The 20,778-nt window shown below is 54.4% G+C and carries 21 protein-coding genes; 17 read left to right on the top strand and 4 right to left on the bottom strand.

From position 1 onward, the window contains the following. Positions 1–2: 2 nt before the first annotated feature. From NBE99_RS10960 to NBE99_RS10985, 5 genes are all read left to right on the top strand, one after another. Entirely contained in the window at positions 3–647 is a 645-nt protein-coding gene (locus NBE99_RS10960) for a pentapeptide repeat-containing protein (protein ID WP_250682100.1), read from the top strand. Between the two features lie 277 nt (positions 648–924). Continuing rightward, positions 925–1,266, top strand: coding sequence for a hypothetical protein (locus tag NBE99_RS10970; RefSeq protein ID WP_250682101.1), 342 nt, complete (start codon positions 925–927; stop codon positions 1,264–1,266). A 162-nt stretch (positions 1,267–1,428) separates the two neighbouring features. Continuing rightward, the gene (gene folD, locus NBE99_RS10975) at positions 1,429–2,373 is read left to right on the top strand and encodes a bifunctional methylenetetrahydrofolate dehydrogenase/methenyltetrahydrofolate cyclohydrolase FolD (protein ID WP_250682102.1); all 945 of its coding nucleotides are present in this window, start codon (positions 1,429–1,431) and stop codon (positions 2,371–2,373) included. Further along, a complete protein-coding gene (gene crtE / locus NBE99_RS10980; protein WP_250682103.1) occupies positions 2,360–3,283 on the top strand; it encodes a geranylgeranyl diphosphate synthase CrtE in 924 nt (307 codons plus the stop codon). The genes folD and crtE overlap by 14 nt, the downstream gene beginning before the upstream one ends. Before the next feature lie 51 nt (positions 3,284–3,334). Then, positions 3,335–3,784: a divergent PAP2 family protein gene (locus NBE99_RS10985; RefSeq protein ID WP_305879898.1), complete on the top strand. Its 450-nt coding sequence runs from the start codon at positions 3,335–3,337 to the stop codon at positions 3,782–3,784. A 15-nt stretch (positions 3,785–3,799) separates the two neighbouring features. Here the strand turns inward: NBE99_RS10985 and NBE99_RS10990 are convergent, their stop codons facing one another. Next, the gene (locus NBE99_RS10990; protein WP_250682104.1) at positions 3,800–5,230 is read right to left on the bottom strand and encodes a mannose-1-phosphate guanylyltransferase/mannose-6-phosphate isomerase; all 1,431 of its coding nucleotides are present in this window, start codon (positions 5,228–5,230) and stop codon (positions 3,800–3,802) included. Between the two features lie 263 nt (positions 5,231–5,493). Between NBE99_RS10990 and ndhO the strand changes: the two genes are divergently transcribed. From ndhO to NBE99_RS11015, 5 genes are all read left to right on the top strand, one after another. Continuing rightward, the gene (gene ndhO, locus NBE99_RS10995) at positions 5,494–5,706 is read left to right on the top strand and encodes a photosynthetic/respiratory NAD(P)H-quinone oxidoreductase subunit O (protein ID WP_181494778.1); all 213 of its coding nucleotides are present in this window, start codon (positions 5,494–5,496) and stop codon (positions 5,704–5,706) included. Positions 5,707–5,826: 120 nt separating this feature from the next. After that, on the top strand, positions 5,827–7,182 hold the full coding sequence (locus NBE99_RS11000) for a folate/biopterin family MFS transporter (RefSeq protein WP_250682105.1): 1,356 nt from the start codon (positions 5,827–5,829) through the stop codon (positions 7,180–7,182). Further along, positions 7,179–8,642: a carotenoid oxygenase family protein gene (locus tag NBE99_RS11005; RefSeq protein WP_250682106.1), complete on the top strand. Its 1,464-nt coding sequence runs from the start codon at positions 7,179–7,181 to the stop codon at positions 8,640–8,642. The genes NBE99_RS11000 and NBE99_RS11005 overlap by 4 nt, the downstream gene beginning before the upstream one ends. A gap of 3 nt (positions 8,643–8,645) precedes the next feature. After that, positions 8,646–9,119, top strand: a complete 474-nt coding sequence (locus NBE99_RS11010) for a CYTH domain-containing protein (protein WP_250682107.1) — start codon at positions 8,646–8,648, stop codon at positions 9,117–9,119. 46 nt (positions 9,120–9,165) lie between these two features. Beyond that, positions 9,166–10,347 (top strand): M20 family metallopeptidase, encoded by a 1,182-nt coding sequence (locus NBE99_RS11015; protein ID WP_250682108.1) that lies wholly within the window; start codon positions 9,166–9,168, stop codon positions 10,345–10,347. On the opposite strand, the gene NBE99_RS11020 is transcribed toward NBE99_RS11015, so the two are convergent. Genes NBE99_RS11020 through NBE99_RS11030 form a run of 3 tightly spaced genes read right to left on the bottom strand, consistent with a single transcriptional unit; the run spans position 10,344 to position 12,919 of the window. After that, positions 10,344–11,486 carry an LptF/LptG family permease gene (locus NBE99_RS11020; RefSeq protein ID WP_250682109.1) on the bottom strand — a complete coding sequence of 381 codons (1,143 nt, stop codon included), beginning with the start codon at positions 11,484–11,486 and terminating at the stop codon, positions 10,344–10,346. The two genes, NBE99_RS11015 and NBE99_RS11020, sit on opposite strands and share 4 nt — an antisense overlap. Further along, positions 11,487–11,897 carry a hypothetical protein gene (locus NBE99_RS11025; protein ID WP_250682110.1) on the bottom strand — a complete coding sequence of 137 codons (411 nt, stop codon included), beginning with the start codon at positions 11,895–11,897 and terminating at the stop codon, positions 11,487–11,489. Then, positions 11,897–12,919 carry an ATP-binding cassette domain-containing protein gene (locus NBE99_RS11030; RefSeq protein ID WP_250682111.1) on the bottom strand — a complete coding sequence of 341 codons (1,023 nt, stop codon included), beginning with the start codon at positions 12,917–12,919 and terminating at the stop codon, positions 11,897–11,899. The genes NBE99_RS11025 and NBE99_RS11030 overlap by 1 nt, the downstream gene beginning before the upstream one ends. Before the next feature lie 105 nt (positions 12,920–13,024). On the opposite strand from NBE99_RS11030, the gene NBE99_RS11035 reads away from it, so the two are divergent. From NBE99_RS11035 to NBE99_RS11065, 7 genes are all read left to right on the top strand, one after another. Further along, positions 13,025–13,987, top strand: coding sequence for an HMA2 domain-containing protein (locus NBE99_RS11035; protein ID WP_250682112.1), 963 nt, complete (start codon positions 13,025–13,027; stop codon positions 13,985–13,987). A 50-nt stretch (positions 13,988–14,037) separates the two neighbouring features. Next, positions 14,038–15,117 (top strand): PIN/TRAM domain-containing protein, encoded by a 1,080-nt coding sequence (locus tag NBE99_RS11040; protein ID WP_250683725.1) that lies wholly within the window; start codon positions 14,038–14,040, stop codon positions 15,115–15,117. 28 nt (positions 15,118–15,145) lie between these two features. Beyond that, positions 15,146–17,356, top strand: coding sequence for a glycosyltransferase (locus NBE99_RS11045; protein WP_250682113.1), 2,211 nt, complete (start codon positions 15,146–15,148; stop codon positions 17,354–17,356). 118 nt (positions 17,357–17,474) lie between these two features. After that, a complete protein-coding gene (locus tag NBE99_RS11050) occupies positions 17,475–18,437 on the top strand; it encodes a DUF362 domain-containing protein (RefSeq protein ID WP_250682114.1) in 963 nt (320 codons plus the stop codon). 58 nt (positions 18,438–18,495) lie between these two features. Next, entirely contained in the window at positions 18,496–19,932 is a 1,437-nt protein-coding gene (lpdA, locus tag NBE99_RS11055; RefSeq protein WP_250682115.1) for a dihydrolipoyl dehydrogenase, read from the top strand. 40 nt (positions 19,933–19,972) lie between these two features. Beyond that, a complete protein-coding gene (locus NBE99_RS11060; RefSeq protein WP_250682116.1) occupies positions 19,973–20,326 on the top strand; it encodes an iron-sulfur cluster assembly accessory protein in 354 nt (117 codons plus the stop codon). A 12-nt stretch (positions 20,327–20,338) separates the two neighbouring features. Beyond that, positions 20,339–20,776: a M48 family metallopeptidase gene (locus tag NBE99_RS11065; RefSeq protein WP_250682117.1), complete on the top strand. Its 438-nt coding sequence runs from the start codon at positions 20,339–20,341 to the stop codon at positions 20,774–20,776. Positions 20,777–20,778: the final 2 nt, after the last annotated feature.

Here is a 20,778-nt window from a genome sequence, read left to right on the forward strand (position 1 = left end):
CCGTGGCCAATCCCCAACATCTTCAGCTTCTCAAGCAGGGGGTTACCGCTTGGAATCAATGGCGGGAACAAAACAGCGAGATTCGTCCTGATCTAGGGCAGGCTGATCTAACGGGCGCCAATCTCGAGCTATACAACCTCACAAATGCCAATCTCGATCAGGCCAATTTGGCAGGTGCGGATCTGCGCAATGCCTTACTCAAGGATGCCTACATGGCTGGAGCAAACCTCTACATGAGTGACCTGATTGAGGCGGATTTGCAGGGCGCCTGTTTGCAGCGGGCTACCTTAGCGGGTGCTGATCTCTACAAGTCAAACATTGCCATGGCCGATCTGCGCCAAGCCAACTTGGTGGGCACCCTACTGCGGCGAGTGAGCCTAGTGGAAGCGACCCTTGCCTATGCCAACCTCACCCGTGCCAATCTCTTTCAGGCCAACCTGCACTTAGCCGATCTCAAGAGCGCAATTTTGCAAGAGGCGATTCTCGAAAGTGCTAGTCTCATTGAGGCGAACTTTGAATATGCAGTTCTCATTGCGGCCAAGATGTCGAAGGCCAATGCCCGCCGTGCCAACTTTAAGGGGGCAAACCTCTACAAAGCAGAAATGGACGGCATGGATCTACGGGATGCGATTCTCGATAAAGCTTAGAACCAACAACTTGTGCAAAGGCAAGGTTCAGGCTACGTTAGAGGTGAATCATCCTCGCCTATTGCAACTCGAAAGGAATGCCTGTGACTAAAAGCATCCGTAATACAGCACGTATGGTTCTTGGTGTGATTTTTGGGATTATTGGGCTTGTCGGCTTCATTTTACCCCTAGTGCCAGGAACGCCTTTTTTGCTGATAGCGGCAGCTTGTTTTAATTCCATGGAACCAGAGGAGACCTCTAGCGTTAGTTCCCCAAGAAATGAATCGCCCCCAGTGGCATGAAATACTTTTTCCTCACAGAGGGGTGGCAGATTGGCCGCGTGTGGGAACCCCAAGGCCTCTGGGATGAGCAAGCGTGGCGACGAGCGCCGGTAATCACCCGTACCTGCCTCTACATCCTAGAGGGAGAGGAAAAGCTCTGGCTGTACCAAGTGGAGGAGAGGGTACTCATGGTGGAAGTCAAGCCGAGTCATCCTGATCCCGCCTCGACCATTGGCCAAGTGGTACTGAAACGCCTAATGAGTGCGGAGGATGTGCTGACGTACCTGTGCACCACGCCTGCTATTTGCGAAATTCAAGTGGATAGAACCTCTGGTCCGCTGACGGGCGATCGCCCCTAGCGAGTGTTAAGTCCTTGGTACAACTGGGTAAAGAACTTGATCAACGCTAGCTTCAGTGCTGCCTGTTTGGGGTAAACTAGTTCGATGTCGTTGCCAACCGATGGAAACGCAGTCGGCAACTCAACCCTAGACTTTCGTGATTGACCAATTGTAAGGTGTCCTTTGGTTGCAAACTCCGCTGCCTGCCTTGATGGCAAATCCTTAGCCCAGTTCATTGAACGCCAGTTGGCTGATCATGTGCGGACGTTTCAAGCCCAGTGGGGGCGATCGCCCGGGTTGGCCGTGTTGCGGGTTGGCGATGATCCCGCCAGTGCAGTGTATGTCCGTGCCAAAGAACAGGCCTGTGGCCGCGTCGGGATTCAATCCTTTGGTGCCCATTTACCGGCCACCATTACAGAAGCGGATTTATTGGCCAGAATTACTGAGCTAAATCAGGACGAACGGGTGGATGGCATTCTGCTGCAATTGCCCCTGCCGCCCCACCTTGATCCCCGTCCCCTGCTATACGCGATTCATCCGGATAAAGACGTGGATGGCCTGCATCCCGAAAATCTGGGTCGGCTAGTGCGCGATGAACCGGGACTGCGCAGTTGTACCCCTGCTGGAGTGATGCAGCTTTTGGCCGCCTATGGCATTGATGTTGCAGGTCGCTCGGCAGTGGTCGTGGGTCGCAGTATTTTGGTTGGCAAGCCCCTCGCGCTGATGTTACTCACCGCCAATGCAACGGTGACGATCGCCCACTCGCGCACCCGTGATCTCGCCAGTGTCACCCGTAGTGCTGAGATTTTAGTCACGGCGATGGGACAGCCGCGGCGGATTACTGCCGACATGATTCGGCCGGGAGCAGTGGTCATTGATGTCGGGATTAATCGCATTCAACGCCCCGACGGTAAATCGAGTCTCTGGGGCGATGTGGACTATGAGGCTGCCTGTGCTGTGGCCAGTTATATTACCCCTGTTCCGGGGGGCGTCGGTCCGATGACCGTTGCCATGTTGTTGCACAATACTGTATGGAGCTATTGTCGCCGTCACAATTGGCACAAGCCCCTGCTCTCGTTGACCTCTATGCCGCCTGCACGCCGAGGAGATGTTCATGATTTCCGCTGATCCCCCCCAAGTTCATCAAGCTGACGCGTTTGATCTCAAGGCCTATCTCAAGGAACGGCAAGCCCTTGTGGAAGCGGCACTCGAAGCCTCGATTCCGGTGGCTTACCCGGAAAAAATTTACGATGCGATGCGCTACTCACTGATGGCGGGGGGCAAGCGGCTGCGGCCAATTCTCTGTTTGGCCACCTGTGAGTTGATGGGGGGCACTGTGGAAATGGCGATGCCGACGGCCTGTGCCCTAGAGATGATCCACACGATGTCGCTGATCCACGATGATCTGCCGGCTATGGACAATGATGACTACCGTCGCGGCAAGCCCACAAATCACAAAGTCTATGGCGAAGATATTGCCATTCTGGCGGGGGATGGCTTACTGGCCTATGCCTTTGAATATGTGGTGGAGCAAACGAAAAACGTGCCTGCAGAATATCTGCTGAAAATTGTGGCGCGGTTGGGGCATGCGGTGGCAGCAACGGGATTAGTGGGTGGTCAAGTGGTGGACTTGGAGTGTGAAGGGCAGCCCAACATTGGTTTAGAAACGCTGCATTTTATCCACTCCCACAAAACGGGGGCACTACTGGAGGCCGCTGTGGTTTCTGGGGCATTACTGACGGGGGCGAATGAATCTGATGTGGCCCGCCTGTCGCGCTATGCGGCAAATATTGGCTTGGCGTTCCAGATTGTGGATGACATTTTAGACATTACTTCCACCCGCGATGTCCTCGGTAAAACCGTTGGTAAAGATGTGGCCGCCCAAAAAATGACGTACCCGCGCCTGTGGGGTCTGGAAAAATCCCGCCAAGAGGCTGAACGCTTGGTGGCAGCGGCGAAGGCAGAGTTGGCTGTATATGGGTCAGCCGCCGTTCCTTTGCAGGCGATCGCCGACTACATTACCAGCCGCAGTCATTAACGATCCCGAAGTGGGTTAGGATGGGCGCAGAGTTTGTCCTTGTCCGTAACCATGATGGACGGTCTTCGTGAGCTACTGGCTAACCATGTCCTCTGGGTCGCCCTTGCCGCCAGCGCGATCGCCCAAATGCTCAAGTTACTGATTGACATTGCCAAACACCGCAAGCTCAATTTCCGCGTTCTGGTGGAAACGGGGGGGATGCCCAGTTCCCATTCCGCCCTTGTTACTGCTCTGGCGACTGGGGTGGGGCTGCAGCGGGGCTGGGATAGCATTGAGTTTGCGATCGCCGTTGTCTTTGCCTGTATTGTCATGTACGATGCGGCGGGGGTTCGCCAAGCGGCTGGCAAACAAGCCCGCATTCTCAATCAAATTGTTGATGAATTTTTCCAAGAAGGGCACGAATTAGCCGAAGCGCGCCTCAAGGAGTTATTGGGGCACACCCCCATTCAAGTCATTGTTGGTTCCGCCCTTGGGGTGGCGATCGCTTGGCTAGCGCTCTAAGGTTTTGCCCAGCGGTTATCGCCCTGTCTCGCGACCATAGCGATCCTCAAAGCGGACAATATCATCTTCGCCAAGGTAGGCTCCCGACTGTACCTCGATCATTTCAAGGGGAATTTTCCCCGGATTGGCCAAGCGGTGCACAGCGCCCACAGGGATATAGGTGGACTCATTCTCCGTCAGCAGAAACGTCTTGCCATTGCAGGTAACCTCCGCTGTGCCACTGACGACAATCCAATGTTCCGCGCGGTGATGGTGCTGTTGCAGCGAAAGACTTGCCCCCGGCTTGACCGTAATCCGCTTCACTTGAAAGCGATGACCCGTGTCAATGGAGTCGTAGTGTCCCCAAGGGCGATAGACCACGCGATGATTGTAGGCCTCACTGCGCTTTTGGGCTTGCAGTTGCTCCACCACTTGTTTCACCTGTTGTGCCGCTTCCTGATGGGCAATGAGAACGGCATCAGCGGTTTCTACAATAATCAGGTTTTCCACCCCCAGTAGGGCAACCAAGCGGTTTTGACTATGGACAAAGCAATCTTTGCTGCCATAGGTGAGGACATCGCCACGGCAACTGTTGCCAAATTCATCCTTGGGTGTCACCTCCCAGAGACTCGACCAAGACCCCACATCACTCCATCCGCACTCTAGGGGAACTACTGCTGCTTTTTGCGTCTTTTCCATCACCCCATAGTCCACCGATAGACTGGGACACTGACTCAAGGGTGCTTTTGCCAAGCGGATAAAGTCCAAATCCTCCTGCCCCTCCCGCAGTGCCAAGCGGCAATAGTGCAAAATGTCTGGCTGCTGCTGTGCCAATTCTGCTAAGAAGCTCTGGGCGCGGAAGAGAAACATACCGCTATTCCAAAGGTAATGGCCATCCGCCAGATAGGCCTCTGCCCTTGCCAAATCGGGTTTTTCCACAAACTCTGCCACCCGATAGGTGTGGGCATCACTGAGAGCTTCCCCCCGCCGAATGTAGCCGTAGCCTGTATGGGGAGAGGTGGGCGTAATACCAAAGGTCACTAACCAGTCCTTGGCGGCGGGTGCAAGTGCCCGTTGTAGCCCCTGCTGAAAGGCGGCAACATCCTGAATCAAATGATCCGCTGGTAGCACCAAAAGAATGGCATCGGTGGCGAGGACTTCTGTGACATAGAGCGCAGCAAGGGTAATCGCAGGAGCCGTATTGCGCCCCAAGGGTTCGAGCAAAATCCGCGTTGGTGTCACCCCTAGCTCTTGAAATTGTTCTGCTACCAGGAAGCGATGGGCTTCATTGGCGACAACGACGGGGGGGTGAATTTGGGGTAAACCCTGCAAGCGTTGCCACGTTTGTTGTAGCAGACTCTGCCCTTCGGCAGTTAAGCGCATAAACTGCTTGGGATGGGCTTGGCGCGATAATGGCCAAAGGCGACTGCCGGCTCCCCCCGATAGAATCACTGGAATACAGTCCATCCAAGGTTCCCCTCAGGTAATGCGACGCTTAAGCGTAGTGTATCGCCAAAGAACTTCGTCTTAGTTCAGACCCCTGTTCTTTCTGTTGCTTATTTTCTTGGGGCTACTGTTTTGGCTTTGGCGGTGCCCGATGAATGGCAGTGAAGGGCTGAGGTGGCGTTTCCCCTTGGTTAAGGTTTGGCAATTCGATTCATCAAGAGACTTAAAGCCCTTGCCGATTCTCCTTAGGATAGAATGTGGGCTGATCAGCGTTAGGGTTTCCTATGGCAATTAAAAAGGGAGATTTGGTAAAGGTCGTTGCTGAAAAGTTGGCCAACAGTGTTGAGGCGTTGGCCAGTGATCATCGCTATCCCCCCTATCTGTTTGAGGGGCGGGGCGAGGTAGTGGAGATTCGCGGTGACTATGCGCAGATTAAATTTCCAGTGCCCACCCCTACAGTTTGGCTGCGCCTTGATCAACTGGAGGTCGCCAAATAACCCCAATTAGTCCCAATTAGTGTCTCCTGCTAGTCTGTGAGCCAGTGAAGAGCACCAGTGTTAGCAATTTTCAGCGTGTCTGGATATGATGGAGGCAATGCTGTTGCTTAACATTTGGTAATGTTAGTTCAACCTTCGCAACCTCAACGCTGGTTTCAGTGGCTCAAGGAGACGCTCCTTTTTGGGCAAGAACCCAGTGGCGAACTCTTAGCCATTTTGCTGGTGTATTTTGTCCAAGGGGTGTTGGGCTTAGCACGGCTGGCCATTAGCTTTTTCTTTAAGGATGAATTGGGTTTGTCGCCGGCGCAAGTGGCGGCATTGATGGGTGTGGCTGCGCTGCCTTGGGTAATTAAGCCGGTGTTTGGCCTCATTTCTGATAGCCTACCGCTCTTGGGATTTCGCCGCCGCTCCTATCTCGTCCTGTCTGGGCTGCTCGGCTGTGGGGCGTGGTTGAGCTTGGGGACGTGGGTGGCTACCCCTTGGCAGGCAACGGCGGCAATTTTGGCGGCGTCGATCGCGATCGCCCTCAGTGATGTGATTGTGGATTCACTGGTGGTGGAACGGGCACGCCAAGAATCTCCCACCGAAATGGGAACGCTGCAATCTTTGAGTTGGGCCGCCACTGCTTTGGGGGGCATCCTCACCGCCTACTTCAGTGGTCAACTGTTGCAGTGGTTTAGTCCGCGTACGGTGTTTCAAATTACGGCGGTGTTTCCGCTGCTGGTATCGGGGGTAGCGTGGGCGATCGCCGAAGCACGAGTGACGGTTCGCCCCCAACTCAGTCAAACATGGCAGCACATTAACCGCGTGCGCCAAGCCATGATGCAAAAACGCATTTGGTTGCCCGTTGCCTTTCTCTTCCTGTGGCAAGCCACCCCTGGCTCAGAATCCGCCTTCTTTTTCTTTACAACCAATGAACTGGGCTTTCAGGCTGAGTTTTTGGGACGGGTGCGCCTTGTCACTAGCATCGCCTCCCTCTTAGGGGTGTGGATTTTCCAGCGCTACTTGAAAACGCTGCCCATTCGTACCATTTTTTTCTGGAGTACGATTCTCTCAGCGGTTTTGGGACTCTCTAGCCTGATTTTGGTCACCCATCTGAATCGCCAATGGGGCATTAGTGACCAGTGGTTTAGCTTGGGGGATAGTTTGATTTTGGCCGTCATGGGGCAAATTGCCTTTATGCCGGTACTGGTCTTGGCAGCGCGGCTATGTCCGTCGGGAATTGAGGCCACCCTCTTTGCCCTGCTGATGTCCATTAGCAACCTTGCCAATCTGGTCTCCCATGAGTTGGGGGCACTGCTGACCCACTGGCTAGGGATTACCGAGCATCATTTCGATCGCCTGTGGTTGCTAGTGCTCATTACCAACCTGAGTACGCTATTGCCCCTACCGCTGTTGAACTGGTTACCGCAGCAGGTGTCACCGCCCACGTCTTCATCCAATGTCAGTGTTGAATTGGAGCCAAGTGTGTCATGACTGGAGTCTTAGATTGCCCCTATACGATGGCGGATTGGCGGGGGGGGACGGAATCCCTCACCCAAGAGTATGACTATTGGATTGATGATGTCGAAGGCACGGTGCCAACGGATTTGGTGGGCACCCTCTACCGCAATGGCCCTGGCCTCTTGGAGCGTGGGGGTGTTCCTTTAGCCCATCCCTTTGATGGCGACGGCATGATCTGCGCTTTTCGCTTTGAGAATGGCCGGGTGCATTTTCGCAACCGCTATGTGCGCACCGCCGGATTGTTGGAGGAAGAAAAAGCCAATCGGCTTCTCTATCGCGGTGTCTTTGGTACCCAAAAGCCGGGTGGGTGGCTGCCCAATTTCCTTGATACTCGTGTCAAAAACATTGCCAATACCCACGTGATCTATTGGGCTGGCAAATTACTGGCGCTGTGGGAAGCCAGTCTGCCCCATCGCCTCGACCCGGTGACCCTAGACACGATTGGACTGGACAATCTAGAGGGTCGGCTCAAAGATAGCGATGCCTTTGCTGCACATCCCCGCTTTGACCCGCAGATGCAGCGGCTAGTGAACTTTGGTGTCAAGCCCGGCCTGAGCACCCGCATTACGCTCTATGAATTTGATGCCAGTGGTCAGTGTGTCTCGCAACCCGTCTTTCACATTCCAGGCTTTGCTTTTATCCATGACTTTGCCTTGACCGCCAATTACGCCATTGTTTTTCAAAATCCGGTGCAGTTTAACCCCTTGCCCTATCTATTGGGACTGCGGGGGGCAGCGCAGTGCATTCAGTTTAATGCTCAGGAACTGACGCGGGTTTGGCTGCTGCCTCGTCGCGGTGGCACCCCTCAGATGTTGACGATGCCCGCCTGTTTTGTCTTTCACCATGCCAATGCCTATGAAGTGGGGGATGAGATTCATCTGGAGTCCATTGCCTATAGCCACTTTCCCAATCTGGAACCGGGCATGGATTTTCGGGAGGTGAATTTTGCCGCGCTGCCCTCAAGCCTGCTGTGGCGAATTCAATTGAACCCGAAAACCAAGGCGGTGGACTGGCAAGTGGTGAGCGATCGCCCCTGTGAATTTCCTGTGGTGCATCCTGCCAAAGTGGGACAACCCTATCGCTACATTTATCTGGCGGCCGGGCATGATCCGAAAATCAATGCCCCTCTCCAAGCGCTATGGCGGTGCGATCGCCAGACGGGTGAGGAACAATTTTGGTCAGCAGCGCCGCGAGGATTTGTCAGCGAACCCATTTTTGTCCCCCGTGGTCTGCAAAAAGGTGACTTTCTCTGGCAAGGGGCGCAAGGGGAGGAGGAGGGCTGGCTCTTGCAGGTGGTCTATGATGCCAGTTGCCACAAATCACAACTGCTGATCTTTGATGCGGCGGCCATTAGTGCTGGGCCTGTGGCACGGTTGCGCTTGAAACACCACATTCCCTACGGTCTTCACGGTTCATTTACCACAGCAGTCTAGGCAATGGGTATCGAAATTGAGCGCAAGTTCCTTGTCACAAGCGAAGAATGGCGATCGCTAGCCACTAGTGTTTCCCATTTTGCCCAAGGCTACCTGTCAACGGTTCCCGAACGAACGGTACGGGTGCGTCTTGCGGGCGACGAGGCATGGCTCACGATTAAGGGCAAAGCCAGCGGTGGCCAACGCCGCGAGTATGAGTATGCTATCCCCGTTGCTGATGCAAGGGAACTCCTTGAGGAATTGTGCCTACAACCGATCATTAAGAAAAATCGCTATCGCATCCCAGCGGGTGATCTGTGTTGGGAAGTGGATGAATTTACTGGGGCCTGTGCCGGCCTAATTTTGGCAGAAATTGAATTGCCCTCCCCCGACTATCCTCTGACTTTACCCCCGTGGATTGGCCTTGAGGTCACCGATGACCCCCGCTATACCAATGCCTACCTAGCGGAGCACCCCTATCAGGAGTGGGCAACCTGAATTCCTGAGATTCGATAGGATACAAAAATATCGCCACGGCTTCCCTATGCTTGCTCGGATTCGCCAGATTACCCAGACCCTCACCCCCCGTCTCATTGAAATTCGTCGCCATCTGCACCGCTACCCCGAATTGAGTGGCCAAGAACATCAAACCGCTGCCTATGTAGCTGGCGTGCTTTCCTCCGCAGGCTTGATGGTGAAACAGGATGTGGGGAAGGTGGGGGTGATTGCCGAGTTGGTGGGGAATCCCAAGGCGGATCGATTACTGGCCATTCGCACCGATATGGATGCCCTGCCGATTCAAGAGCGCACGGGGCTGGAGTTTAGCTCGAAACATGTGGGGGTGATGCACGCCTGCGGTCATGATGTCCACACCACCGTTGGCCTTGGGACGGCGATGGTTCTAGCGGCCTTGAAGGAAGAGTTCCCCGGACGGGTGCGGTTTATTTTTCAGCCCGCGGAAGAAATTGCCCAAGGGGCGAGTTGGATGATTGCCGATGGCGCCATGAAAGAGGTGAGTGCCATTTTGTCACTCCATGTTTTCCCCTCAATTCCAGCGGGAGAGGTGGCGGTACGCTATGGGGCGCTGACGGCAGCCGCCGATGATATTGAGCTAACCATTTTGGGAGAATCAGGGCATGGTGCCCGCCCCCATGAAGCCGTGGATGCGATTTGGATTGCCGCCCAAGTGATCAGTGCTCTGCAACAGGCCATTAGTCGTACCCAAAATCCGCTGCGGCCAGTGGTGGTTACCTTCGGCAAGATCCAAGGGGGACGAGCACCGAATGTCATTGCCGATCAGGTGACGCTTCAGGGAACGGTGCGATCGCTCCACCCGGAAACCCGTGCTACCCTCCCTACTTGGATTGAGCAAATTGTTGCCAATGTCTGCCATGCCTATGGTGCCCGTTACAAGCTCCACTATCGGCGGGGGGTGCCAGGGGTCGAAAACACCCCCTACCTGTCGCAATTGCTAGCAGAGGCGGCGACTGATGTGGTAGGTACCCCCCATGTGCATATTTTGGCGGAGCCGTCCCTCGGCGCCGAAGATTTTGCCCTGTACCTAGAACATGCACCGGGAGCCATGTTTCGCCTTGGCGTCGGGTTTCGCGATCGCCCCAACTATCCCCTGCATCATCCGGAGTTTGATGTGGACGAACAAGCTATCCCCGTGGGCGTGATGACCCTTGCCTATGCCGCCTGCCGCTATTGGCAGATCCCTTATTAATGACGGTTGGCATGATAGAGCATACCTAGGGCGATCGCACTGACAATGACCTTGGGTAGCCAGCTGGCCACGATGGGCGACACCGCTCCCCCTTCTCCAAAGGCGGTGAACATAAAGGCGCTGACATAATAACCAAAAATAATCGCCACACTCAGGCCAAAGGCACGTCCCTGTCCTTGGCGGGGAAAACTGCTCCCCAAAACAGCGCCAACAACTGCAAAACTCAAGCACAAAAAGGGGAGGGAGAGTTTTTCCTGCAACTGCACCCGCCACTGCCGCAGGCGCTTGACATCCCCACTTTCTGCCAAAATTTGCAGGTAGCGATACATTTCACGGCTGGTCATAAACTCTGGTGCCCGTGTTTCCATGGCCAAATCAAGGGGGGTGCGAGGATAGGCAAACGTTCGCTCTGAAAATGTTTCTGCCATCTCATAGTCGCGATCGCCCTGCAGGCGATGGTAGGTTCCCTGACGGAACAGCCATGCAGAGCCTTGCCACATTGCTTCTTGAGCCGTGATAATTTCCCGCAGTTGTCCCTGCTCAAAGTTCAGTACCGTTACCCGACCCATCACCTGACCATCAAATCCGTGGGCAAAAAAGAGTTGCTGAAGCTGTCCCTCGGCAAAACGGCGGTAGAAGATATTGCGGGTCTGAAACGGGGGTTGGGGGCGTTGAATTGCGACTTCCAAGGTCTGGATGGCACGGTAGGCCATGGGGGGAGCCACCAGTTCATTGAGGGCAAAGGTCAAGACCAAGGCACAGAACCCCGCTAAGAGCGCTGGTCGCACCAGACGCAACGGACTCACCCCACAGCTTTTGCACGCAATCAGTTCACTGCGGCGGGAGAGCTGACTATAGGCGAGGAGCGAACCAAAGAGCATCGCCATGGGAATGCCCAGCACGGCAAAGGTGGGCAAACGCAGAAAAAAGACTTGAATGGCGCTGAGAATCCCCAGATTGTGCTCCACCATGTTGCGAATGAGGTAGAACACGGTGCCAATCACGGCAGCGATCGCCGTAAAAATGCCAAAACCAAAAACAAAAGGACGGATCATCTCCCGCAGGATATAGCGATCCAACAGGGAGAATCGCGGCTGCCAAGACATCTGTTGCAGTGGTCGGGCGATCGCCAGCATCATCTATAGCCCCAAGCAGGGTTTCGCCAACTTCCAATAACGAAAGAAGCGCTTCAAATCGGCATTGGCAGGTAACGTGACGAAGGGTTCTGGCTCTAGAATCTCTAGCGGATAGGCCAACTGCTGACAAATGGTGCGAAAGCGAGGGCTAGGACTGGCCATAGTGACCACGCGATCGCCCCCGTGCACCTCAACAAAGGCATTCACCAAGGGAGCCACCTCACCACGGTACATCTGCAGCGGTAGATCAAGCAGGCACTCATAGAGAAACACCAGCCGCTTCAGGCGAATTTGCCACTCCTTGAGTAGCGCTACATCCCATACAAAAATGGCCGGCGCGTTGGGATAGCGGTCAAAGATGGGCGCCTTGGGGTCGAGGCAGTCTCCATGAACCCAAAGAATTGGCTGCCCCATTAGCGTTGCATGGCCTCTTTTTTCAACTGTTTGCTATCCCGCTGCGCTGCTGCTGCCAAGTCCGCATCCAAGAGGGTCTGACCCGTGGCCGCTAAATAGACATCATCCAGACTTGGTCGCGACTGCGCCAAGCTAAAGAGGGGTAATCCCGCTTGATCCAGTGCTGTTCTAATTGCTTCAATTGCCACCGCGGCTTCAGTAACAACAAGATTGAGAGAATTGCCCTGATTGGCATTAATGAGCACCGATTTCACACAGTCCAATTGACTGAGCAGGGCTTGAGCCATTTGTGCCTCTTGACGCGGTGTAAACTCCCGCACCCGCAACGTCACGCGATCGCCCCCAATATTGGCTTTGAGTTCTTCAGGAGCACCACTGGCAATGACGCGCCCCTTATCGAGAATTGCTAAGCGATCGCTGAGCAGATCCACTTCCTCAAGATAGTGGCTGGTCAAGATGATCGTCAGTCCCTGAGCCTTGAGATGCCGCAGCACATCCCAAATCACTTGGCGACTTTCAATGTCGAGGCCTACGGTGGGTTCATCCAAGACAAGAACTTGGGGTTGGTGCAGCAGTCCCGCCGCGAGATCAAAGCGTTTGCGAATACCACCAGAGTAGGTACCACACTGGCGATCGCGCCATGCAAGTAAATCCAACCGTGCCAGCACCGCCTCAATGCGCTCTGGAATCAGGCTACGGGGAATGTGGTACAGGGCCGCCTGCAATTCTAGAAATTCCTGGCCCGTAAGGATTTTATCCAGCGCTACCTCCTGAGCCACATAGCCCAATTTTTGGCGCACCAAATGGGGTTGGTGCAGTACCGATAGGCCACAGACTTCCAACACCCCCGCATCCGGTCGCGAGAGGGTACATAGACAGCGCAGTGTTGTCGTTTTCCCTGAGCCATTCGGCCCCAGCACCCCAAAAATTTCCCCTTGATGGGCGCTAAAGGAGACATCGGCCACCGCTGTAATGGCACCGTAGGACTTCTTCAGATGTTCGACCTTTACCGTGGCTGTCATGGTCATTCACTCTGTGTGCGATTCCCTTAACATTTTGACAGATATTTCTCCTTGCTTTGGTGCGCGTGCTACAACAGCAACTAGAGCCTATTGGGTGGGTTTCCCATGGCCACTGCCGAAACTGCGCCGATTGCCGAAGTCATGCACCTGACGGGCGATCGCCTGCGACTGCGGATTCAAGAACTGAAAACGGATGCTGCCTTTCGCGATTCCCTAAGTGCTTATCTGAAAACCCTCCAAGGGATCAAGTCTGTTCACGTTAACCCCCTTGCCGCCTCAATTACCATTGAGTATCACCTCGAACAAATCACGCCCCTACAACTGCTGGCTGCGATTCAATTTTGGGGCGAGGTCCAGATCATTGGCCAAGGCAATAAGGGCTTGCAAAACCTTACCCGCGCCTTTGATCTCGAACCCGAAGAGGTAGGCAATAAACTCACCTCCATGGGCGGATTTCTCATGGGCGGCTACGTGGGCGATATTCTCGGTGGCATGGTGGGGGGAACGGCGGGTGGCCTCTTTATGGGGCCTGCGGGTGCGGTCATGGGGGTGCAAGTGGGCACCTTTGTTGGCGGTGTCATCGGTGCGCGACTGGGGATGGAAGCCACTGAGCAAATCACCCAACTGCAATTTACTGCCCTTGAGGAAACTCCGGAACGGGTCGCGAAAGCCTTGGAGATTCGCAGCGGTGACGAAATCGGGGGTACAGCCGGTGAAATTGCTGGCGGCTTGGCGGGGCAAGTGGTTTTGGGGCCTGTGGGCGAAACCGTCGGGCGCGTAGTGGGCAATATGGTCGGTTCCCAACTGGGGGAAGATCTCGGGCGACAGTTGGCGGCGCCATCCCCTGAGGAACCTCCTCCCCCATCCCTGCATCTTTTCCTAGAGTGGTGGGTTAAAACCAGTCAAGCCTTTACTAAGGAAACGCTATTGGCGACCCTCGGTGGCATGGTGGCACGGGCAATTCTGGGGCCTCAGGCGGAAGCTGAGGGCATCCGAGCCGGTACCCGCATTAGCCGTCATCTCGATATGCAACTGTCCAACACCGCAGCAAAGGAGAAAAAAGTATAATCCTAAGGTAATGGCCTATGGATGATGTCCAGCGCGACAGGAGCGAACTGATGCTCGATACAATTTTACTCCTCATTATCGTCGTGATGGGAATTGCCGTTGGCTTCAACAGCATTGACCTCCTCCCAGAAACGGTTCTTGCTCAAGTGGCCAATGTACGGGGATTGCAGTGGGTCATGGCTGGCTTTGGCGCCATCGTTGGCATTGCCCTTGGTTTATTGTCGCAGTCCCTTTACCATCGTCTCGAGCGCAGCATCCGCCAATTGCCCCCAGAAACGCTCCTGTCGCGGGCTGTGGGTCTTGTGGTGGGGCTGCTCTTGGCCAACTTGATGCTGGCACCGATTTTCCTGTTGCCCATTCCCAAAGATTTTTCGTTTGTTAAACCCCTGATTGCTGTTCTCACCAGCATTGTCTTCGCCTATTCGGGAACCACCTTGGCCGATAGCCATGGACCTGCGCTCCTGCGGTTGATTAACCCCAATGCCGTGGCAAGCACGCTCCTAGCGGAAGGGATGCTCAAACCAGCCCGTGCCAAGGTGCTGGATACCAGTTGTATTATCGATGGGCGGATTGAGGCTCTGTTGAATCTGGGGGTGCTGGAAGGGCAAATCATTGTGCCCCAGTTTGTCCTTCAAGAATTACAACTGATTGCCGATGCAGGGAATGAGCAAAAGCGGATTCGGGGGCGGCGGGGGCTCGATGTTCTCAATCGTCTCCAAGCCAGTTTGGGCGATCGCATTGTCATTCACTCCGCAGACTACCCAGAATTAACGACGGTGGATGCCAAGCTGGTGCGCCTGTGCCAAGAGATCAATGGCACCCTTGTCACCAATGATTTGAATCTGAACAAAGTTGCTCGCTTCCAAAAAGTGGATGTCTTTAACGTCAACGAGTTAGCTCAAGCCCTGCGCCCCATCTATCTCCCCGGCGATACGCTGGAGCTGAAAATTCTCAAGGAAGGGAAAGAACCGGCGCAAGGGGTGGGCTACCTTGAGGATGGCACGATGGTGGTTGTCGAAGAGGGCGTGGATCACATTGGCGATCAATTGTCAGTGGTTGTCACCAGTGCCCTGCAAACCTCGGCAGGACGGATGATTTTTGCCCGCCTGCAAATGCCAACGATGGCCTAAATTTCCTCTTGTTCTAGGGGGTCTGCTTATGGCCCATGAGCCGCCCAAGCACGTTTCACCCCCCCAACTGGTTTCACCGTGGGTCTGGGGTCTGTTTGTTTTCAGTATCCTATTCCTCTTTGGTGTGCTGCTGGCGACGGTGTGGCGACCGACGCTCTTTCCCATTGATTTGGTCAATCCAGATCAGCTGCGGCCGCTACCCGACCTCTTGCAGATGCCCAGCGATGAGATGAGTGGGTGGTGGCCGATTGTGCTTGCGGGCATGGTGGCGATCGCCCTCAATTTTATTCCCAGCAATAACGTTAGCCGCCTGATTATTCGCTTCATTGTCATTCTCTTTGGCTGTCGCTACTTGGTGTGGCGCGGCTGGGTCACGCTCAATGATGCCCACTGGTTGAGTTTTGTCGCGAGTGTGGGGTTCTATGGCCTTGAGGTACTCTACTTTTTCACCTATCTGCTCTACTTTTATCAAACGGCTTGGCTGACGACTGCATGGCGATCGCGACAGGCAAATTACTATCAGCAGGCGGTTCTCAGTGGCGAATACTGCCCCAGTGTGGATATTTTCATTCCCACCTATAATGAGCCTCCCTATATTTTGCGGCGGACGATTGTGGCCTGTCAGGGGATCAACTACAGGAATAAAAGTATCTATGTCCTCGACGATGGTCGGCGATCGGAAATTGCCGATCTCTGTCAGCAGCTAGGGGTCAACTACCTCACCCGCCCCACCAATGAGCACCGCAAAGCAGGCAACCTCAACCATGCCCTGAAACACACCAGCGGTGAACTGATTGCGGTTTTTGATGCCGACTTTATTCCTTTTCAGAACTTTTTGACTCGCACGGTGGGCTTTTTCCAAGATGATCAGGTGTCTATGGTGCAAACCCCCCAGCACTTTTTTAACCCTGACTACCACTCCCAAAACCTTGGCATTGAGTTTATGATGCCCGGCGATATGGAGTATTTTTTCGGCTTTATTCAGCCGGGGCGGGACTTTGGCAACGCCATCATTTGCTGCGGTACCTCCTATGTGGTGCGGCGCCGTGACCTAGAAGCCGTAGGGGGGTATTACACCCGCTGTGTGGTTGAGGATTTCCAGACGGGGACAAAGATGCAAATTGCTGGCTACCGCCTGATTTATCTGAACGAGATCCTCAGCATGGGGGAATCTCCCCGCAACTTTCAGGATCATTTGGAACAACGGCTGCGGTGGCTTCAGGGGAATATGCAGATCTATTTCTGTGGCGATGATCTGCCCATCTGGTCAAAGCTCTCTTGGTTTCAGCGCAGTTGTCACGTCTCGCTGCTATTGCACAACATCAATCCCTTTATCCGCACCTGCTTTCTCATTGGCCCCTTTTTGAGCCTAATGACCGGTATTTCCCTGACGGTAGCCACGTTTGGTGAGTATCTCTTCTATGCTCTGCCCTATACACTGCTGACGATCGCCACCTTTAGCTGGGCCACCGAAGGGCGCTATTTTTCCGTCTGGGGTGAGGTCTATGAAGTCACCTTTGCCTTTCCGGGAATGGTGCAACTGATTAAAATTTTCCGCAATCCCTTTGGCAAAATTGGCAGTATTGTCACCAACAAGGGTACGCTCTCCAATCGCAAACGCTTGAATTTACGCTATACATGGCCGCTGGCAGCCTTTGTAATTGCTGTGGGGGTGGGGATTTCTATCCGCTATGGGGGTTACTGGCTCCATATCTGGCCACCGATGGAGTATGAACGGGCGGGGCTAGAGGTAATGTTGGCTTGGACTATCTATAATGCCTTTACTGCCTTGATTGCGGTTTTGTCCTCTATTGATCAGCCCACCCGCCGTCAGAGCGATCGCTTTCCCGTTTGCACCGTCTGTCGTTTCCAACTGGGGGATCAAACCTACTGGGGCTATACCCGCGATGTCTCAGAGACCGGTGCTGCCCTATTGCTGACCGCCGGGCGTTTTGTCGAGACCCAGGGAGATCCGGTAGGCACACTGACCTTTTTGGAGCAGGACTTTACTGTGACCGCAGCAGTTGTGCGTACCCGTGCAGAAGAAGAGCGGTGCTGCATTTACCTACGATTTTTAGAGGTCAGTGATGAGGCGCAGCGGCGATTGGTGCAGTTACTCTATGGGGGTCTGACCTGGTGGCACAAACCGAAAGCGCCCCATGGCTTGGATGCCTTTTGGGCAATGTTGATTCGTTTATTTGATTTTCGATCGCTCCTTAGCCTCTACAGCAATAACTGACCGATAGGCTCACGACTCAAAAATTTGCCCTAGGGGACAGGCAATAGGGGAGACGTTAACGTATCCTCCCCAGACGTAGTCACAATATTATTCAGTCTAAATAGATCAGGAGCCTTCTATGCCAAGCGTGAGTTTACTGCGGGCAACATCCTATGACCTTGACCGTCTCAGTGCGTCTCTTGAGGAACTCCTAGCCCCCTTGGGGGGAATGGCGGCGATCGTTCAACGGGGCGATCGCGTGCTGCTCAAGCCGAATTTACTCACCGGCGCACGGCCAAAACACGAATGCGTTACCCGCCCAGAGCTAGTCTATTGCGTTGCCAAAATGGTACAGGCGGCCGGCGGAAAACCCTTTTTAGGCGATAGTCCTGCCTTTGGCTCGGCATTGGGGGTCGCTCGCAACAATGGCTACTTGCCCTTTATTCAAGAATTAAACTTACCCGTCATTGAATTCCATGGCGATCGCTACGCCACCGCCAATCCAGAATTTGCCCACCTGCGCCTGAGCAAAGAAGCCATGGCCGCCGATGTCGTCATTAACCTCCCCAAAGTTAAATCCCATGTGCAACTCACTCTCACCCTTGGGGTCAAGAATCTCTTTGGCTGTGTTCCCGGCAAAATGAAGGCATGGTGGCATATGGAAGCGGGTAAAGATGCCGATCGCTTTGGCCGCATGCTTGTCGAAACCGCACGGGCGATCGCCCCCGACCTCACGATTGTGGATGGCATTATCGGCCATGAAGGCAACGGCCCCAGTGGGGGAACGCCGCGACCCTTGAATGTTTTGGGTGCCAGTCGTGATGTTTTTGCCCTCGATCGCGCCCTTGTGGCTATCCTGAATGTGAATCCTGAGCGCATTCCTACCCAACGGGCCGCCACCGCCCTTGGCTACAACTATGACCTCAGTGAGATTGCGTTTCCCTTGGCACAGCCCCATGAATTGGCGATTCGCGATTGGCAACTGCCGCAGCAGATGATGCCGATTGACTTTGGCGCACCGCGCGTCCTCAAATCCACCTTCAAACATCTCTATATTCGCTGGATCAAAGAACCTCTCACTGCCTATAGCCAAAAGGCCTAAGTTCTCACGAGGAACAGCCTTTGATAAGCTAAGGAAATGCAGTTGGGGAGAACCGTCCTTGAGCTTTGATTACGATCTCGTCATTATCGGTGCTGGTGTGGGAGGACATGGGGCTGCCCTGCATGCCGTCAGTGTCGGTCTGAAAACGGCTATTGTCGAAGCCGCAGAAATGGGGGGCACCTGCGTCAATCGCGGCTGTATTCCCTCAAAGGCACTCCTTGCGGCAGCCGGACGGGTACGGGAACTGCGCCAAGCCAGTCATTGGCAAGCCCTCGGGATTCAACTGGGGCAAGTGAGTGTGGATCGCGCTGGTGTTGCTGCCCATGCCACCAATCTGGTGCAAAAGATCCGCAGTGATCTCACCAACAGTCTCAAGCGTCTCGGTGTGGATACGCTCATTGGCCGAGGGAAAGTGGCGGGTTCCCAAAAAGTGAGCATCAGCACCCCCACAGGGGAAAAAATTGTTACCGCCAAGGACATTATCCTTGCCACGGGGTCAGTGCCTTGGGTGCCCCCCGGTATTGAAGTGGATGGCAAAACTGTCTATACCAGTGACGATGCCATTAAGCTGGATTGGTTGCCGCAGTGGGTGGCGATTATTGGCAGTGGCTACATTGGCCTAGAATTTGCTGATATTTACACCGCCCTTGGCAGTGAAGTAACCATGATTGAGGCTCTGGATCAACTCATGCCCACCTTTGATCCAGATATTGCCAAACAGGCACAGCGGGTCTTGATTGCCCCTCGCGACATTGAAACCTACAGCGGTACCCTAGCCAAGCGGGTGATTCCCGGTAGCCCAGTGGTCATTGAATTGGCGGATGCAAAAACCAAAGAAGTGGTGGATGTGCTAGAGGTGGATGCCTGTCTTGTGGCCACGGGTCGGATTCCCGCCACCCAAGATATTGGCCTAGAGAGTGTGGGTGTCAGCACCGATAAGCGTGGCTTTATCCCCGTCAATGAGTATTTGGCGGTAACGAAAAAAGGGAAGCCCGTTCCCCACCTGTGGGCGATCGGGGATGCCACAGGGAAAATGATGCTGGCCCATGCTGCTTCGGCGCAGGGGATTGCCGTTGTTGAAACAATTGTTGGGCGGCCGCGCCAAGTGGATTATCGCAGTATTCCTGCGGCGGCCTTTACCCACCCGGAAATGAGCTTTGTCGGCTTGACCGAACCCCAAGCCCGTGAGCTAGGGGAAAAAGAAGGCTTTGAGGTGCAGGTGGCACGTACCTACTTTAAGGGCAACTCCAAGGCACTGGCGGAAACGGAAACCGATGGCCTAGCCAAGGTGATTTTCCGTGCGGATACAGGGGAGCTACTGGGGGCGCATATCTTTGGTCTCCATGCCTCGGATTTAATTCAAGAGGCCGCCAATGCCATTCGCGATCGCCAGACAGTGAGCCACTTGGCCTTTAATGTTCACACCCATCCGACCCTCTCGGAGGTGCTCGACGAAGCCTTTAAGCGTGCCCACGAGATGGTGACCCACCGCTGAACTTGCTACGATAAAGTTTGGAGTCTTTCAGGAGTGGGTGATGACACAGGCCACACAGCCCGCCAAGGGAATCATGATGACCGAAGCTGCCCTCAAGCACGTGCTCGAACTCCGCGACAAGCATGGTAAGGATTTGTGTTTGCGGGTCGGCGTCAAAGGAGGTGGCTGCTCCGGGATGTCCTACACGATGGACTTTGAAGACCCTGCCAATATCCGTCCCGATGATGAAGTCTTTGACTACGATGGCTTCAAGGTGGTCTCAGATCCCAAGAGCATGCTCTACATCTATGGCTTGGTCTTGGACTACAGTGATGCCCTCATTGGTGGTGGCTTTAAGTTCACCAATCCCAATGCCACCCAAACCTGTGGCTGTGGTACCTCATTTTCTGCCTAAGGAGTCCTGCCCTTGACCACATCGCAACCTGTGAGTGACGTTGAACGACAGTTTGAGGCAGCGATCGCCCGCTACAAAGAAGGGGCACCTGCCTCGGAGTTAATTCCGACTTTCAAAGACATTTGCCAGCGTGCTCAAAAAAGTAGCTCCGCTTGGACGTGCTTGGCGTGGCTCTATCTTCTCGATGACAAGCCCCAATCGGCTCTAAAGGCAGCTCAAAAAGCGGTCAAGCTCAATCCTGAAGATCCGCAAGCGCGGATTAACCTTGCAGTGGCGATGCTGGAAACAGGGCAAAAAGGCGTTCGTCCTCACATTGAATTGGCGCAAACCGTTGTTGCCGCTGTGGCTGAGTTACGCCAAGAGGTCATTGATAACTTTGCCGACGGCCTGAAACGCAAACCCGATTGGGAGAGCCTTGCTCGCGTCAAACAGTGGGTACTGGGGGGGTAGTT

Source organism: Thermosynechococcus sp. HN-54 (assembly GCF_023650955.1).
Classification (GTDB): Bacteria; Cyanobacteriota; Cyanobacteriia; order Thermosynechococcales; family Thermosynechococcaceae; genus Thermosynechococcus.